This is a genomic window from Streptococcus infantis (assembly GCF_015546995.1).
GTDB lineage: Bacteria > Bacillota > Bacilli > Lactobacillales > Streptococcaceae > Streptococcus > Streptococcus infantis_J.
Genome location: NZ_JADMUH010000003.1, coordinates 17,918 through 32,566 on the forward strand (window position 1 = coordinate 17,918; position 14,649 = coordinate 32,566).

The window sequence follows — 14,649 nt, forward strand, 5'->3', positions numbered from 1 at the left end:
TTACTTTTTCTTTTTCTGTGCTTTCTTTTGAGCTTTTCTTTTCTTAACTTCTAAATCCTTCTTAGCTTGCACATCTGCTTCACGCTCTGCAATGATTTTGAAGGGGTTGTTCAAAAGGTAAGTTTGCAATACTTGATAAGCATTTGAAACCGCCCAGTAAAGAGCGACACCACTTGGAGCAGATATTGCAAAAAAGAAGATTATAACAGGCATCCCATACATCATACCTGTCATTGCACCATTTTTCTCAGGCAAAGCTTTATTTGAAAGCCAGCTACTGAGGAAGGTGAATAGGGCAGCTAAAATAGGTAGTACGAAAGTGGTATCAGCTCCACCTAGATTGAACCATAAAAAGTGGCCTGTCTTCAAAAAATCTACGTTTGATAAAGCTTGGAAAAGAGCCAATAGAATTGGCATTTGAATCAAAAGTGGCCAGAAGGATGCGGATTGCTTAATGCCTAATTCTTTAAATAATTTACGTGTTTCCTGATCTAGCTTAGTACGACTTTCCATGTCGCGACCTGGATAACGTTCGCGCAATTCTTTGATAAGAGGTTGCGCCTCTTGCATTTTTCTGGAAGCCACCATTTGTGTTTGAAAGACTGGTAACAGTATTGTTCTAATCAAGACTGTGAACAGAATAATCCCTAAACCAATGCTGACATCAAATGACAAAAATCGAATAGTTTCAGCAAAAAAATAGACAAGTTTACTCCAAAAATCTGCAGAATCTGCAGATACTTCACTAGTTGCACAAGCAGTCATTACCAACAAGGATAAACCTAACAAACTAGTCAATTGTAATTTCTTCTTCACTCTTATTTCCTTCCTGGTAAATCTTTGCTAATCTCAAAACATGAAGTAAGTTTTTTTCAATTTCTGCATATTCTAATAGTTCAACGCCTTTTCGAGCAATCACAACAAAATCGACATTATCAACAAGTTGATTACTATTTTGAATGAGAACATGCCGGATTCTTCTCTTGATTTGGTTTCTTGTCACAGCATTTCCTAATTTTTTACTGACTGATAAACCTACTCGAAAATGTGTTTCATTGTTTTCTAATCGATAAATAACAAATTTTCGATTAGCTACACTTGCTCCCTTTTTAAATATGGCGTCGAAATCTTTCTCTTTTTTTACACGAAAGCTTTTTCTCAAAAATTCTACTCCATCTAATAAAACTACTACTATTATACCATAATTTTTCAAAAAGCCAATCATGGCAAGGTTTTAGGCTGGTTTGACTTCGAAAAAAGTAGCCATTCTTAAAAAATTTGACCAGAATCAATGAAATTTTACTAGTTTTATTAGAGAATACAAAACAAAAGCCACTCTTACGAGCGACTTTTGTAGGAGATTATTATGAAAAAGTTTAGGATTTCTATTAAATAAAGTTAGGAGGTCTTTATTTAATGATTAGAGTATACACACCTATCCTTAAATTGAACTTAAATCATTTTATTTTTTTATTAATTTTTAAAACTATGAATTGGAGCTGGAATCTGTCCTCCACGAGCGATGAAATCAGCCGAAGAAGCTCCATTGACTTTCATAACTGGGGCAGTTCCTAACAAGCCACCAAACTCAATCATATCGCCTTCTTTACCCTTTGGAATGATACGGACAGCTGTGGTTTTCATATTAATAACACCAATTGCTGCCTCATCCGCAATCATAGCCGCAATCGTTTCTGCCGGGGTATCAGCTGGAATGGCAATCATATCCAATCCAACTGAACAGATAGCAGTCATGGCTTCTAATTTCTCAAGATTTAGGGAACCATTTTGCACTGCTGCTATCATACCCTCATCTTCTGAAACTGGGATGAAAGCACCTGACAGACCACCGACTTGGTTGCAAGCCATTACTCCGCCTTTTTTTACTTGGTCATTTAAAAGAGCTAAAGCTGCAGTCGTCCCATGAGTCCCAACTGTTTCCAGTCCCATTTCTTCCAGGACCCGAGCTACTGAATCCCCCACTGCAGGAGTAGGTGCTAAACTCAAATCAACAATCCCAAAATCAACACCTAGTCTTTCACTAGCCATCTGGCCAACTAATTGACCAATCCGAGTAATCTTGAAGGCTGTCTTTTTAACAGTTTCAGCAACTACATCAAAGCTTTGACCGCGAACTTTTTCTAAAGCACGTTTGACAACACCGGGCCCCGAAACACCTACATTGATAATAACATCAGCTTCACCAACACCATGAAAGGCTCCGGCCATAAAAGGATTGTCTTCAACTGCATTGGCAAAAACGACAAGTTTTGCAGCACCCATATCTGAAAGCTCAGCTGTCTCCTTGATAATTCGACCCATATCAGCTACAGCAGTCATGTTAATTCCTGACTTGGTTGAACCGATATTGACAGAGGAGCAGACCTTATCCGTTTCAGCCAAAGCACGAGGGATAGAATTTATGAGAATTTCATCACCTTTTTGGTAACCTTTTTGTACCAAGGCAGAAAATCCCCCAATAAAATCAACACCTATTTTTTTAGCAGCTCTATCCAAAGCTTTTGCTAACACTACATAATCTGACGCATCTGTTGCTGCTCCAATCAAAGAAATAGGCGTTACCGATACGCGTTTGTTAACGATTGGAATCCCAAGTTCAGCTGCAATTTCATCCCCGACAGCAACTAAATTTGCGGCCTTGCTAGTTATCTTATCATAAATTTTATCTGCAGCTCTATCAATATCCGGATCAATACAATCAAGAAGAGAAATTCCCATGGTAATGGTACGAATATCAAAATTCTGCTCTTCAATCATTGAAATAGTTTCGGTAACTTGTCTAATATCCATAAGCACCTCCTAGATATTGTACATAGCATCGAAAATAGCCGCGCTCTGAATATTGATTTTGACATTTAATATCTGTCCAAAGGCTTCAAACTCATTTCTTAGTTGAGTAAAATCTTGTTTTTCATCACTGGATACTACAGCCATCATGGTGAAGAACTCATCCAAGACAGTTTGTGAAATATCATCAATATTTAATCCTAATTCAGCAATCTTAGTCGCAACACCTGCAACAATACCACCCTTATCTTTTCCAACAACAGTTATAATAGCTTTCATATTGGTCCTCCATCTTTGAAATCATAGAAAAATAACCATATCTATATTTTTCTTTTTTCTCAGTATAGCACATTTACTTCAAAAAAACTAAAAAACGCCTGCTTACGAAATTGTTCTTAAAAGAAAAACAATTTCGTAAACAAGCGTCTACCCGACCATCTTATGATGAGTGTTCCCGCTAGGACAAAAGTCCTAGCGGTAGACCAGAGCTAGACTAAGAGCACAAGGCTCCATCATCATAACACTCAACAAAATTGATGATTTTATACTAATTCGATGATTGCCATTGGCGCTGCATCACCACGACGTGGTTCAGTTTTAAGGATACGAGTGTATCCACCGTTACGGTCTGCGTAACGAGGTGCGATTTCTGAGAACAATTTTTGAAGTGCTGTAGTAGAAGTGTACTTGTCAGTTGCTTCATCATAGTTTTCAGATGCGATTTCATTACGTACGAAAGCAGCAGCTTGACGACGTGCATGCAAATCACCACGTTTACCTAGAGTAATCATTTTTTCAACAGTTTTACGGATTTCTTTAGCACGAGCTTCAGTTGTCACGATTGATTCGTTGATCAAAAGGTCAGTTGTCAAATCGCGAAGCATTGCTTTACGTTGTGAGCTAGTGCGTCCTAGTTTACGGTAAGCCATGTATTCCTCCTTTATTTATCTTTTAATCCAAGACCCAAATCAATGAGTTTGAGTTTCACTTCTTCCAAACTCTTGCGTCCAAGATTTCTTACTTTCATCATCTCTGCTTCAGATTTTTCTGTCAAATCATGCACAGTATTGATACCAGCACGTTTCAAACAGTTATATGAGCGTACAGATAAGTCAAGTTCCTCAATCGTACGTTCCAAAATACGGTCGTCCGATTCAGTATCAGCTTCTTTCATCACTTCTGCAGATTTAGCAATCTCTGTAAGATTTGTAAACAAATCAAGATGTTCTGTCAAAATGCGTGCTGAAAGCCCTAAAGCATCTTCTGGAATAATAGTTCCATTTGTCAAGATTTCAAGGGTTAATTTGTCGAAACCATCATTGCTTCCTACACGAGCAGGTTCAACTTGATAGTTAACTTTTGTAACTGGTGTATAAATAGAATCTACAGCAAGTGTTCCAACTGGTGCATTATCTTTCTTGTTTTCATCTGCAGGTACATATCCACGACCACTGTTTACAGTCATAGTCGCTTTGAATGAAGCACCTTCTCCGATTGTGAAAAGATAATGATCTGGATTTACGATTTCAATATCACTATCAGTTAAAATATCTCCGGCTGTCACTTCAGCAGGACCTTCAACATCAAGTTCAATAGTCTTTTCGTCTTTTACATATGATTTAACTGCAATACCTTTAATGTTCAAAATGATTTGCATCACGTCTTCGCGAACACCAGGAATTGTATCAAATTCATGTAATACTCCATCGATATCGATAGATGTAACAGCTGCTCCTGGAAGAGAAGCAAGAAGTACACGACGAAGAGAGTTACCAAGTGTTGTACCGTATCCACGTTCTAGTGGTTCGATTACAAACTTGCCATAATCTTTATTTTCATCAATTTTTGTTATATTTGGTTTTTCAAACTCGATCATTTAGTTACTCCCTCTTAAACGAAAAGCAGTGTAAAGGTAATGATTATACACGGCGACGTTTTGGAGGACGAGCACCATTGTGTGGCACTGGAGTCACATCACGAATTGCTGTTACTTCAAGACCAGCGGCAGCAAGAGCACGAATAGCTGACTCACGACCAGAACCTGGACCTTTTACAGTAACTTCAACTGATTTAAGACCGTGTTCTTGTGCAGATTTAGCAGCAGCTTCTGAAGCCATTTGAGCAGCAAATGGTGTAGATTTACGAGAACCTTTGAAACCAAGAGCACCAGCTGATGACCAAGCGATTGCATTACCATGCACATCAGTAATCATAACAATAGTGTTATTAAATGTAGCGTGAATATGAGCAATACCAGATTCGATATTCTTTTTCACACGACGTTTACGTGTTGGTTTAGCCAAGACTTTTACCTCCTATATTATTTTTTCTTACCAGCAATCGCAACAGCTTTACCTTTACGAGTGCGAGCGTTGTTTTTAGTGTTTTGTCCACGGACAGGAAGTCCACGACGGTGACGGATACCACGGTATGAACCGATTTCCATCAAACGTTTGATGTTCAAGTTCACTTCACGACGAAGGTCACCTTCAACTTTAATTGCATCCACTTCACGACGGATAGCATCTTCTTGATCTGATGTAAGGTCACGAACACGAATATCTTCTGAAACTCCAGCAGCTGCCAAAATCTTTTGAGATGTTGCAAGTCCGATACCATAGACATAAGTCAATGAGATAACTACGCGTTTGTCATTTGGAATATCAACTCCAGCAATACGAGCCATGTTTTCTCCTTTCTATCTTATCCTTGACGTTGTTTGTGTTTTGGATTTGCTGGGCAAATTACCATAACACGACCATTACGACGAATTACTTTACAGTATTCGCAAATTGGTTTGACCGATGGTCTTACTTTCATTTCTTATCCCTCCAAGTTTTTCGATTATTTAAAGCGGTAAGTGATACGTCCACGTGTCAAGTCATATGGACTCATTTCAACAGTAACACGATCTCCCGCTAAAATACGAATATAGTTTTTACGAATTTTACCAGAAACTGTTGCTAAAATCTGATGTCCATTTTCAAGTTCAACCGTAAACATTGCATTCGGCATCGTATCGACTACTTTGCCTTCAACCTCAATCACATCGTCTTTTGCCACGCAAAAGTACCTCCCTAAATTTCGATTTGATGCCTCTAGACACAGAGACAACAATTATAAGTCAGACTAACTCAGTATAACATTTGTCAAGACATTTTGCAAGCCTGAAAAACGCTTTTATTTCAAATTTGTCAATACCTTTTCGATATCCTTAAAGACATCATTGATATCTTGGTTGCCTTCGATATCATGTACTAGACCTTTAGCACGATAGTAAGCAATGATTGGTTCACCTTGAGCAATATTGACATCCAAACGACGTTTTACTGTCTCAGGTTTATCATCTTCACGTTGGTAGTAATCTTCCTCTTTGTAATCAACTGGTGGGTTGAATACTTTATGGAAAGTTTCGCCAGTTTCACGGTGAATGATACGACCACTCAAACGTTCAAGTAGGCAAGATGGATCTACTTCGATGTTGATAACACCTTCAAGTTTAATTCCAAGTTCAGCCAATGTTTTATCTAAGGCATGAGCTTGCTCAATTGTACGTGGGTATCCATCCAACAAGAAACCAGTTTCTTTAATATCATCTTGAGAAAGACGTTCTTTAACAATTCCATTTGTAACTTCATCTGGAACTAATTCACCTTTATCGATATAAGACTTAGCTAGCACACCCATTTCAGTTTGGTTAGCCATTGCTGCACGGAACATGTCACCTGTTGAGATGTGGGCAACGTGAAACTGTTCAACAATTTTCGCTGCTTGTGTCCCTTTACCTGCACCAGGTAAACCCATAATCAAAAGATTCATGATTCAAACTCCTTTTTTGTATTTAAATAGAAGCAAAAATTCATTTCAACTCCTATTTAAAAACAAAATAGAAGAGAGGAGATAAAAATCTGACAATGTCTTTGATTTTTACACTCCACTCTCTGAGCAATAGTGAATTTTATTTTCTATTACAATTATTCTGTTGTATCTAAGAAACCAACATACTTACGTTTCAATAGATAACCTTCCAATTGTTTAATTCCTTCGATACCTGTAGAGATAATGATTAGCAAACTTGTTCCCCCAAAAGCGACAACTTCTGAAAGACCAAATAAATCTTTAGCTACAATAGGTAGGATAGAAATCACACCTAGGAAGATTGATCCGACTGTTGCGAGACGACGAAGAAGTTTTGACATATATTCTTCTGTCCCTTTACCAGGACGGACACCATGGATATAAGCTCCACTCTTTTGTAAATTTTCTGCTGCTTTCTCTGGATTGATCTGTACAAATGTATAGAAGAATGTAAAGAGAATAATCAACAGAGCATACAACGCAACACCTGTTGGAGTTGAAGTAGAAACCAACTCTTGAGCTGTTTTAACCCACTCCCAATTAAGACCAGACGCACTCACAAATTGTAAGATTGCAGCTGGTGCTGCTGTAATGGAACTAGCAAAGATAACAGGAATAACCCCAGCAGGGTTAATCTTCAATGGAAGATAGGAACTTGATGGCGCTCCTTGAGCTACCTTTGTATACTGAATTGGAATCTTATATTTAGCTTGTTCAACGTAAGTTGTAAAGTAAACAATCAACAAAACAGCGATGATTAAAATAGCGACAAAAATGAGAGACGATGTCAATCGACTACTTGGTACATTGACAAAGTAATCTACATAAATGCCCTTAATCATGTCAGGAATTGAAGCAACAATCCCTGCAAAGATAATCATTGAAACACCATTACCATATCCCTTATCTGTGATTTGCTCTCCCAACCAGGTTACAATCATGCTTCCTGCTGTTAAGATTCCTCCAATCACAAGAAAGACCTGTGGTGTAAGTGGAACAGTCAAAAGTTTAGCTCCAGACAGAGCATTAAAACCAGCAGTAATCCCAACTGATTGAACAAATGCAAGCACTAGTGCAATGTATCGAGTCGCTTGGTTTAACTTTCTACGACCAACTTCCCCTTGTTTGCCCCACTCCACAAACTTCGGTAACAAATCCATTTGCAAGAGTTGGACGACGATTGAGGCTGTAATGTAGGGGCTGACTCCAAGAGCAAAAACTGAAAAGTTTTTCATGGCATTCCCTGACACCAAGCTCAACATATTCAAGAAGGATAGACCACTCAAAGCGTTCAAGCTATTTGCATTTACCCACGGTACAGTGATACTAGTACCAATACGAAAAACAAACACGATAAAAATTGTGAATAAAATCTTTGATCGAACCTGTTTAACTTTGAGTGCTTCTCTCAATAATTTTAAAAACATAGGTCACCTCACTTAGATGACTTCAACTGAACCACCTTTAGCAGTGATAGCTTCTTCAGCTGATTTAGAGAATTTAGCAGCTTTAACAGTCAACTTCTTAGTCAACTCACCGTTACCAAGAATCTTGATACCTGATTTTTCAGCTTTAACAATTCCTGCTTCGATAAGAACAACTGGAGTTACTTCTGCACCATCTTCAAAGATGTTCAATTGGTCAAGGTTAACAATTGCATATTCTTTAGCGTTGATGTTAGTAAATCCACGTTTTGGAAGACGACGGAACAATGGAGTTTGTCCACCTTCAAAACCAAGGCGTACTCCGCCACCGCTACGAGCTTTTTGACCTTTTTGACCGCGACCAGATGTTTTACCGTTACCTGATGAAGTACCACGACCAACACGGTTACGAGTTTTACGAGAACCTTCTGCAGGTTTCAATTCATGAAGTTTCATTATATATTTTCTCCTCTTTTGTAAAATGCTAGCGCCGATAAGAGAGAAAAGGTTGTCTCCCCTATCAACTCGCCTATACTGTGTCATCTAAGATGACTATATCTAGTTTTAGGGGATGGTCTACTGCACATCCCCTAAAATTTTATTAGTTTACTTCTTCAACTGTTACCAAGTGAGATACTGCAGTGATCATACCACGAATTGCAGCGTTATCTTCTTTAATAACAGAGCTGTTCAATTTGCCAAGTCCAAGTGCTACAACAGTTTTACGTTGTGATGGAATACGTCCGATTGGAGACTTAGTCAAAGTAATTTTAATTTGAGCCATTTTATCCCCTTTCTTATACCAAATCAGAAACTGAAATACCACGAAGAGCAGCAACTTCTTCAGCGCGTTTCAATTGTTTCAAACCTTCAACAGTTGCGCGAACAATGTTGATTGGAGTGTTAGAACCAAGTGATTTAGATGTAATATCTGCCACACCTGCCAATTCCACAACGGCACGAACTGCACCACCTGCGGCAACTCCAGAACCTTCTACAGCTGGTTTCAACAATACTTTAGCTCCACCGAATTCTGAAAGAACTTCATGTGGGATTGTTGTTCCTACCATAGGAACTTCGATCAAGTTTTTCTTAGCATCTTCTACTGCTTTGCGGATTGCTTCTGGAACTTCTTGAGCTTTACCAGTACCAAATCCTACACGACCATTGCGGTCACCAACAACTACAAGAGCTGCGAAACGAAGACGACGTCCACCTTTAACAACTTTTGTAACACGGTTAACAGCAACTACGCGTTCTTCAAGTTCTACTGCATTGTCTTTAAATGCCATTTTCTAGTGTCCTCCTATTAGAATTTCAATCCGTTTTCACGAGCTGCATCAGCCAAAGCTTTCACACGTCCGTGATATAGATATCCACCGCGGTCGAACACCACTTCTGAAATACCTTTAGCACTTGCACGTTCTGCAACGAGTTTACCGACAGCAACGGCTTGTTCAGTTTTAGTTCCTTTTGAAACTTCTTTGTCAAGAGTTGAAGCACTTGCGAGCGTTACACCCGCTACGTCATCAATCACTTGAGCGTAGATGCCTGTATTAGAACGGAATACGTTCAAACGTGGGCGATCAGCAGTTCCAGAGAGTTTTCCGCGAACGCGACGGTGGCGTTTTTGGCGGAGTTTGTTTTTATCTGGTTTAGAAATCACAGTTTTCACCTCTTTAATTTTAAATCGTGTGCTATGCACAAAGTTGGTAATGAGGTTGGTGGTTGAAAATCAACCACTCAACATTATTTACCAGTTTTACCTTCTTTAAGACGAACATATTCGCCAACGTAACGGATACCTTTACCTTTGTATGGTTCTGGTGAACGAAGGCTACGTACGTAAGCAGCTGTCTGACCAACTTTTTCTTTTGAAATTCCGCTGATAACGATAGTCGTTGGGTTTGGAAGTTCAAAAGTAATTCCTGCTGGAGCTTCAACTTCATCTGGATGTGATTTACCAACAGCCAAAACAAGTTTGTTTCCTTGAAGTTGAGCACGGTAACCAACCCCACGCATTTCAAGTTCTTTCTTGAATCCTTCTGAAACACCAATAACCATGTTGTTCAAAAGTGCACGAGTAGTTCCGTGGATAGTTTTCATTTCTTTTGAATCGTTTGGACGGTGAAGAGTTACTTCAGTACCTTCCACACGGATTTCAATATCTTTTGAGAACTCACGAGTAAGTTCTCCTTTAGGTCCTTTTACAGTTACAACGTTGTCATTGTTAGTGAGTTCAACACCAGCAGGCAACACGATAACTTTATTACCAATACGTGACATGTTTTATTCTCCTGTTAAATTGTCAGGCCATAAAGGCCAGTTTTCACGGGGTTTAAATCTTTTTGATTTAAAAGTTAATGTTTAGGTCTCAATTTCTAAGTGAATCGAGGCATTGCCTCGTAGGCATAACTTTGGGTTAGGCAAGAGACGATAACGAAGAGTCACAACGAAATTGGGAGCTAAATATTACCAAACGTAAGCGATAACTTCCCCACCAACGTTCTTTTGGCGAGCTTCTTTATCAGTAAGCAAACCTTCAGAAGTTGAAAGGATAGCAATTCCAAGACCGTTAAGTACTTTTGGAAGATCTTCACGTTTTTTGTAGACACGAAGTCCTGGTTTAGAAACGCGTTTCAAGTTATTGATAACTCGTTCACCGTTTGCTCCATATTTAAGGAACACACGGATGATGCCTTGTTTGTCATCTTCGATGATTTCTACGTTCTTAACAAAACCTTCGCGTTTAAGGATTTCAGCAATCCCTTTTTTGATGTTTGATGCAGGTACTTCAAGTACTTCGTGTTTTGCTTGGTTAGCGTTACGAATACGAGTTAGGAAGTCTGCGATTGGGTCAGTCATAACCATTTTATTTTCTCCTCTTACTAGTAGTTTGCAAGTTGCACTTGCTAGTTAATGATTGAGCTGGGCTCAGATAGTATTGACACAGTCAAACAAGATAATCTCATTTGAACACGAGCTACAACCTTGGCAAAAAAGATAGATTTGTCTTGGAGCATCGCTCCTGCACCAAATCTCCTATTTTTGCTGGGGTTGTTACGCTCTTTGTATCACGATATTACCAAGATGCTTTTGTTACACCAGGGATTTGACCTTTATATGCCAATTCACGGAAGCAAACACGGCAAAGTTTAAACTTGCGGTAAACTGAGTGTGGACGTCCACAACGTTCACAGCGAGTGTATGCTTGAGTAGAGAACTTCGCTGGGCGTTTGTTCTTAGCAATCATAGATTTTTTAGCCATTAGTTATACCTCCTATATTATTTTGCAAAAGGCATTCCAAGGCCTGTAAGCAATGCACGTGACTCTTCGTCAGTGTTAGCAGTAGTAACGATAACGATGTCAAGACCACGAGTTTTGTCAACGTCATCAAAGTTGATTTCTGGGAAAATCAATTGCTCTTTCACACCAAGTGTGTAGTTCCCGCGTCCGTCAAATGATTTTGTTGGAACACCGTGGAAGTCACGCACACGTGGAAGTGAAACTGAAACCAATTTATCCAAGAATTCGTACATACGTTCACCACGAAGGGTAACTTTTGCACCAATCGCAACACCTTCACGAAGACGGAAGCCGGCGATTGATTTTTTAGCTTTAGTGATAAGTGGTTTTTGACCTGAGATAAGCGCCAATTCTTCAGCAGCTTTTTCAAGGCTTTTAGCGTTTGATACAGCTTCACCAACACCCATGTTCAAAACGATCTTATCTACTTTAGGCACAGCCATCACTGATGAGTAGTTGAATTGTTCTGTCAAAGCAGGAACTACTTCATTAAGATATTTTTCTTTTAAACGATTTGCCATTATACTTCTCCTTTCCTTCGTGATTAATCAAGCACTTCGCCTGATTTTTTGTTGTAGCGAACTTTTTTACCGTCTACAAATTTGTAACCAACACGACCAGCTACACCATTTTTATCCAAAACTTGAACGTTTGATACGTGGATAGCTGCTTCCTTCTCGATGATACCACCTTGAGGAAGTTCGTTAGTTGGACGTTGGTGTTTCTTAACGATGTTAACACCTTCAACGATAACTTTGTTTACTTTTGGAAGGGCAGTAAGGACAACAGCTTCTGTTCCCTTATCTTTACCAGCGATTACGCGAACTTTGTCGCCTTTTTTTACAAACATTTTTTTCTCCTTTTATTCTTACGCCCAACGGGCACCCTGGCTAGGCCAGGGGACTGTGTTTGTTTTTATTGATTAAAGTACTTCTGGAGCAAGTGACACGATCTTCATGAAGCCACCTTCACGCAATTCACGTGCAACTGGGCCAAAGATACGTGTTCCGCGAGGAGTTTTGTCGTCACGGATGATAACTGCTGCGTTTTCGTCAAATTTGATGTATGAACCATCAGCACGACGAGCACCTGATTTAGTACGAACGATAACTGCTTTAACAACGTCACCTTTTTTAACCGCACCACCAGGAGTAGCTTGTTTTACAGATGCCACAATAACATCACCGATGTTCGCAAACTTACGTTTAGAACCACCAAGAACTTTGATAGTCAAGATTTCGCGTGCACCGCTGTTGTCTGCGACTTTCAAACGAGTTTCTGTTTGAATCATTTCAGTTTTCTCCTTTCAGGTTTGATTAGATGATGACCGCTTCTTCAACAACTTCTACAAGACGGAAGCGTTTTGTAGCTGAAAGCGGACGAGTTTCCATGATACGTACGATATCGCCTTCTTTGGCAACATTGTTTTCATCATGTGCTTTGTATTTTTTAGAGTAGTTAATACGTTTACCATAGACTGGGTGGTTACGTTTTGTTTCAACTACAACTGTGATTGTCTTGTCCATTTTGTCAGATACAACACGTCCAACAAGAACTTTACGATTATTGCGTTCCATTGAAATTTCTCCTTCCCTAGTCTATTATTTCGCTTCAGATTGAACTGTTTTGATACGAGCGATTTGTTTTTTAACTTCTTTCAAGCGAGCTGTTTGTTCTAATTGACCAGTAGCAGCTTGGAAACGAAGTTCGAACAATTCTTTTTTCAATTCGTTTTCGCGCTTCGCGAGTTCTTCTTGAGAAAGACCACGAAGTTCTTTAACAAATTCTTTTACTTCATTAAGTTTCATGCCTTCTCCTTATTCTGCTTCACGTTTTACGAATTTACATTTAACTGGCAATTTGTGGCTTGCAAGACGAAGCGCTTCGCGAGCAACTTCTTCAGATACACCAGCAACTTCAAACATTACTTTACCACGTTTAACTGGTGCTACCCAACCTTCAGGTGCCCCTTTACCAGATCCCATACGAACCCCGATAGCTTTAGCTGTGTAAGATTTGTGTGGGAAGATTTTAATCCAAACTTTACCACCACGTTTCATGTAACGAGTCATGGCGATACGAGCAGCTTCGATTTGGCGGTTAGTGATCCAGTGGCTAGTTGTAGCTTGAAGACCGTATTCACCGAATGCTACTTCTTTCCCACCTTTAGCTTCACCGCGCATTTTACCACGGAATTCACGACGGTGTTTAACACGTTTAGGTACTAACATTGGTTATTTACCTCCTTTAGTGTTTTTACGAGCTGGAAGAACTTCACCACGGTAGATCCATACTTTAACACCAAGTTTACCGTATGTAGTGTCTGCTTCTTCCCAAGCGTAATCGATATCTGCACGAAGTGTGTGAAGTGGAACAGTTCCTTCAGAGTATCCTTCAGCACGGGCGATATCTGCACCGTTCAAACGACCTGATACTTGAGTTTTAATTCCTTTAGCTCCAGCACGCATTGCACGTTGGATTGCTTGTTTTTGTGCACGACGGAAAGCAACACGTTGCTCCAATTGACGAGCAATTCCTTCACCAACAAGGTGAGCATCCAAATCAGGTTGTTTGATTTCGATGATGTTGATGTGTACTTGTTTACCAGTCAATTTGTTAAGTTTTGCACGGAGTGCATCAACGTTAGCACCACCTTTACCGATAACCATGCCTGGTTTAGCAGTGTGAAGCGAAACGTTAACTTTGTTTACTGCGCGTTCAATTTCAATAGTTGAAACTGCTGCGTCAGCAAGTTCTTTTTGAACGAATTTACGGATTGCAAGATCTTCATGAAGGTAATCCGCGTATTCTTTTTCAGCATACCATTTGGCATCCCAATCACGGATGATGCCGACACGCATACCAATTGGATGTACTTTTTGACCCACGATTTTACCTCCTTATTTTTCTGCAACAGCTACAGTGATGTGAGCTGTACGTTTGTTGATTGGTGAAGCTGAACCTTTCGCACGTGGACGGAAACGTTTCATAGTTGGTCCTTCGTTTGCGAATGCTTCAGATACTACCAAGTTAGCTTTATCCAAACCAAAGTTGTTTTCAGCGTTAGCTACAGCTGAGTTCAAAACTTTCAAGATGATTTCAGCAGCTTTGTTTGGAGTGAATGTCAAAATTGCGATTGCATCGGCTACGCTTTTACCACGGATGTTGTCAAGAACAAGACGTGATTTACGAGGTGAAACACGTACTGTGCGAGCCATTGCTTTAGCTGAAGTAATTTCTGCCATTTATGTT

Annotated in this window: 27 protein-coding genes; all 27 read right to left on the bottom strand. The window is 39.6% G+C overall.

What is annotated here, in order from left to right:
- The gene (locus I1J71_RS01685) at positions 1-816 is read right to left on the bottom strand and encodes a YidC/Oxa1 family membrane protein insertase (protein WP_195183497.1); all 816 of its coding nucleotides are present in this window, start codon (positions 814-816) and stop codon (positions 1-3) included.
- Positions 791-1,162, bottom strand: a complete 372-nt coding sequence (gene rnpA / locus I1J71_RS01690) for a ribonuclease P protein component (protein ID WP_025169334.1) — start codon at positions 1,160-1,162, stop codon at positions 791-793. Before rnpA ends, I1J71_RS01685 begins: the two co-directional genes overlap by 26 nt.
- A 311-nt stretch (positions 1,163-1,473) precedes the next feature.
- A complete protein-coding gene (locus I1J71_RS01695) occupies positions 1,474-2,811 on the bottom strand; it encodes a PFL family protein (protein ID WP_195183498.1) in 1,338 nt (445 codons plus the stop codon).
- Between the two features lie 9 nt (positions 2,812-2,820).
- Positions 2,821-3,087: an ACT domain-containing protein gene (locus tag I1J71_RS01700; protein WP_195183499.1), complete on the bottom strand. Its 267-nt coding sequence runs from the start codon at positions 3,085-3,087 to the stop codon at positions 2,821-2,823.
- Between the two features lie 263 nt (positions 3,088-3,350).
- Complete coding sequence (gene rplQ, locus I1J71_RS01705) at positions 3,351-3,737, bottom strand: 50S ribosomal protein L17 (RefSeq protein WP_004251124.1); 387 nt, start codon at positions 3,735-3,737, stop codon at positions 3,351-3,353.
- A gap of 11 nt (positions 3,738-3,748) precedes the next feature.
- Positions 3,749-4,684 carry a DNA-directed RNA polymerase subunit alpha gene (locus I1J71_RS01710; RefSeq protein ID WP_006151057.1) on the bottom strand — a complete coding sequence of 312 codons (936 nt, stop codon included), beginning with the start codon at positions 4,682-4,684 and terminating at the stop codon, positions 3,749-3,751.
- Between the two features lie 43 nt (positions 4,685-4,727).
- On the bottom strand, positions 4,728-5,111 hold the full coding sequence (rpsK, locus tag I1J71_RS01715) for a 30S ribosomal protein S11 (protein WP_001118385.1): 384 nt from the start codon (positions 5,109-5,111) through the stop codon (positions 4,728-4,730).
- A 17-nt stretch (positions 5,112-5,128) separates the two neighbouring features.
- Complete coding sequence (rpsM, locus tag I1J71_RS01720) at positions 5,129-5,494, bottom strand: 30S ribosomal protein S13 (protein WP_004251117.1); 366 nt, start codon at positions 5,492-5,494, stop codon at positions 5,129-5,131.
- A 17-nt stretch (positions 5,495-5,511) separates the two neighbouring features.
- Positions 5,512-5,628 (bottom strand): 50S ribosomal protein L36, encoded by a 117-nt coding sequence (rpmJ, locus tag I1J71_RS01725; RefSeq protein WP_001808836.1) that lies wholly within the window; start codon positions 5,626-5,628, stop codon positions 5,512-5,514.
- 24 nt (positions 5,629-5,652) lie between these two features.
- The gene (gene infA, locus I1J71_RS01730; protein ID WP_001029883.1) at positions 5,653-5,871 is read right to left on the bottom strand and encodes a translation initiation factor IF-1; all 219 of its coding nucleotides are present in this window, start codon (positions 5,869-5,871) and stop codon (positions 5,653-5,655) included.
- A gap of 117 nt (positions 5,872-5,988) precedes the next feature.
- Positions 5,989-6,627 (bottom strand): adenylate kinase, encoded by a 639-nt coding sequence (locus I1J71_RS01735; protein WP_006154787.1) that lies wholly within the window; start codon positions 6,625-6,627, stop codon positions 5,989-5,991.
- 155 nt (positions 6,628-6,782) lie between these two features.
- Entirely contained in the window at positions 6,783-8,093 is a 1,311-nt protein-coding gene (secY, locus tag I1J71_RS01740) for a preprotein translocase subunit SecY (protein WP_195183500.1), read from the bottom strand.
- A gap of 12 nt (positions 8,094-8,105) precedes the next feature.
- The gene (rplO, locus tag I1J71_RS01745) at positions 8,106-8,546 is read right to left on the bottom strand and encodes a 50S ribosomal protein L15 (RefSeq protein WP_195183501.1); all 441 of its coding nucleotides are present in this window, start codon (positions 8,544-8,546) and stop codon (positions 8,106-8,108) included.
- Positions 8,547-8,691: 145 nt separating this feature from the next.
- Entirely contained in the window at positions 8,692-8,874 is a 183-nt protein-coding gene (gene rpmD, locus I1J71_RS01750; RefSeq protein ID WP_000057241.1) for a 50S ribosomal protein L30, read from the bottom strand.
- Between the two features lie 13 nt (positions 8,875-8,887).
- Entirely contained in the window at positions 8,888-9,382 is a 495-nt protein-coding gene (rpsE, locus tag I1J71_RS01755) for a 30S ribosomal protein S5 (RefSeq protein WP_195183502.1), read from the bottom strand.
- A 17-nt stretch (positions 9,383-9,399) separates the two neighbouring features.
- On the bottom strand, positions 9,400-9,756 hold the full coding sequence (rplR, locus tag I1J71_RS01760) for a 50S ribosomal protein L18 (protein WP_004251098.1): 357 nt from the start codon (positions 9,754-9,756) through the stop codon (positions 9,400-9,402).
- An 83-nt stretch (positions 9,757-9,839) separates the two neighbouring features.
- Positions 9,840-10,376, bottom strand: coding sequence for a 50S ribosomal protein L6 (gene rplF, locus I1J71_RS01765; protein ID WP_004251096.1), 537 nt, complete (start codon positions 10,374-10,376; stop codon positions 9,840-9,842).
- A gap of 186 nt (positions 10,377-10,562) precedes the next feature.
- Positions 10,563-10,961 (bottom strand): 30S ribosomal protein S8, encoded by a 399-nt coding sequence (rpsH, locus tag I1J71_RS01770; RefSeq protein WP_195183503.1) that lies wholly within the window; start codon positions 10,959-10,961, stop codon positions 10,563-10,565.
- Positions 10,962-11,172: 211 nt separating this feature from the next.
- Complete coding sequence (locus I1J71_RS01775; RefSeq protein ID WP_001085699.1) at positions 11,173-11,358, bottom strand: type Z 30S ribosomal protein S14; 186 nt, start codon at positions 11,356-11,358, stop codon at positions 11,173-11,175.
- A gap of 17 nt (positions 11,359-11,375) precedes the next feature.
- Positions 11,376-11,918, bottom strand: a complete 543-nt coding sequence (gene rplE, locus I1J71_RS01780; RefSeq protein ID WP_000013542.1) for a 50S ribosomal protein L5 — start codon at positions 11,916-11,918, stop codon at positions 11,376-11,378.
- A gap of 23 nt (positions 11,919-11,941) precedes the next feature.
- Positions 11,942-12,247: a 50S ribosomal protein L24 gene (gene rplX, locus I1J71_RS01785; RefSeq protein WP_000497691.1), complete on the bottom strand. Its 306-nt coding sequence runs from the start codon at positions 12,245-12,247 to the stop codon at positions 11,942-11,944.
- A gap of 72 nt (positions 12,248-12,319) precedes the next feature.
- Complete coding sequence (rplN, locus tag I1J71_RS01790) at positions 12,320-12,688, bottom strand: 50S ribosomal protein L14 (RefSeq protein WP_000616547.1); 369 nt, start codon at positions 12,686-12,688, stop codon at positions 12,320-12,322.
- 25 nt (positions 12,689-12,713) lie between these two features.
- A complete protein-coding gene (gene rpsQ / locus I1J71_RS01795) occupies positions 12,714-12,974 on the bottom strand; it encodes a 30S ribosomal protein S17 (protein ID WP_000440801.1) in 261 nt (86 codons plus the stop codon).
- 24 nt (positions 12,975-12,998) lie between these two features.
- Positions 12,999-13,205, bottom strand: coding sequence for a 50S ribosomal protein L29 (gene rpmC / locus I1J71_RS01800; RefSeq protein ID WP_000772918.1), 207 nt, complete (start codon positions 13,203-13,205; stop codon positions 12,999-13,001).
- A 9-nt stretch (positions 13,206-13,214) separates the two neighbouring features.
- Positions 13,215-13,628, bottom strand: a complete 414-nt coding sequence (rplP, locus tag I1J71_RS01805) for a 50S ribosomal protein L16 (RefSeq protein WP_002928793.1) — start codon at positions 13,626-13,628, stop codon at positions 13,215-13,217.
- A 3-nt stretch (positions 13,629-13,631) separates the two neighbouring features.
- Complete coding sequence (rpsC, locus tag I1J71_RS01810) at positions 13,632-14,285, bottom strand: 30S ribosomal protein S3 (RefSeq protein WP_000529936.1); 654 nt, start codon at positions 14,283-14,285, stop codon at positions 13,632-13,634.
- Between the two features lie 12 nt (positions 14,286-14,297).
- The gene (gene rplV, locus I1J71_RS01815) at positions 14,298-14,642 is read right to left on the bottom strand and encodes a 50S ribosomal protein L22 (RefSeq protein WP_000818137.1); all 345 of its coding nucleotides are present in this window, start codon (positions 14,640-14,642) and stop codon (positions 14,298-14,300) included.
- Positions 14,643-14,649: the final 7 nt, after the last annotated feature.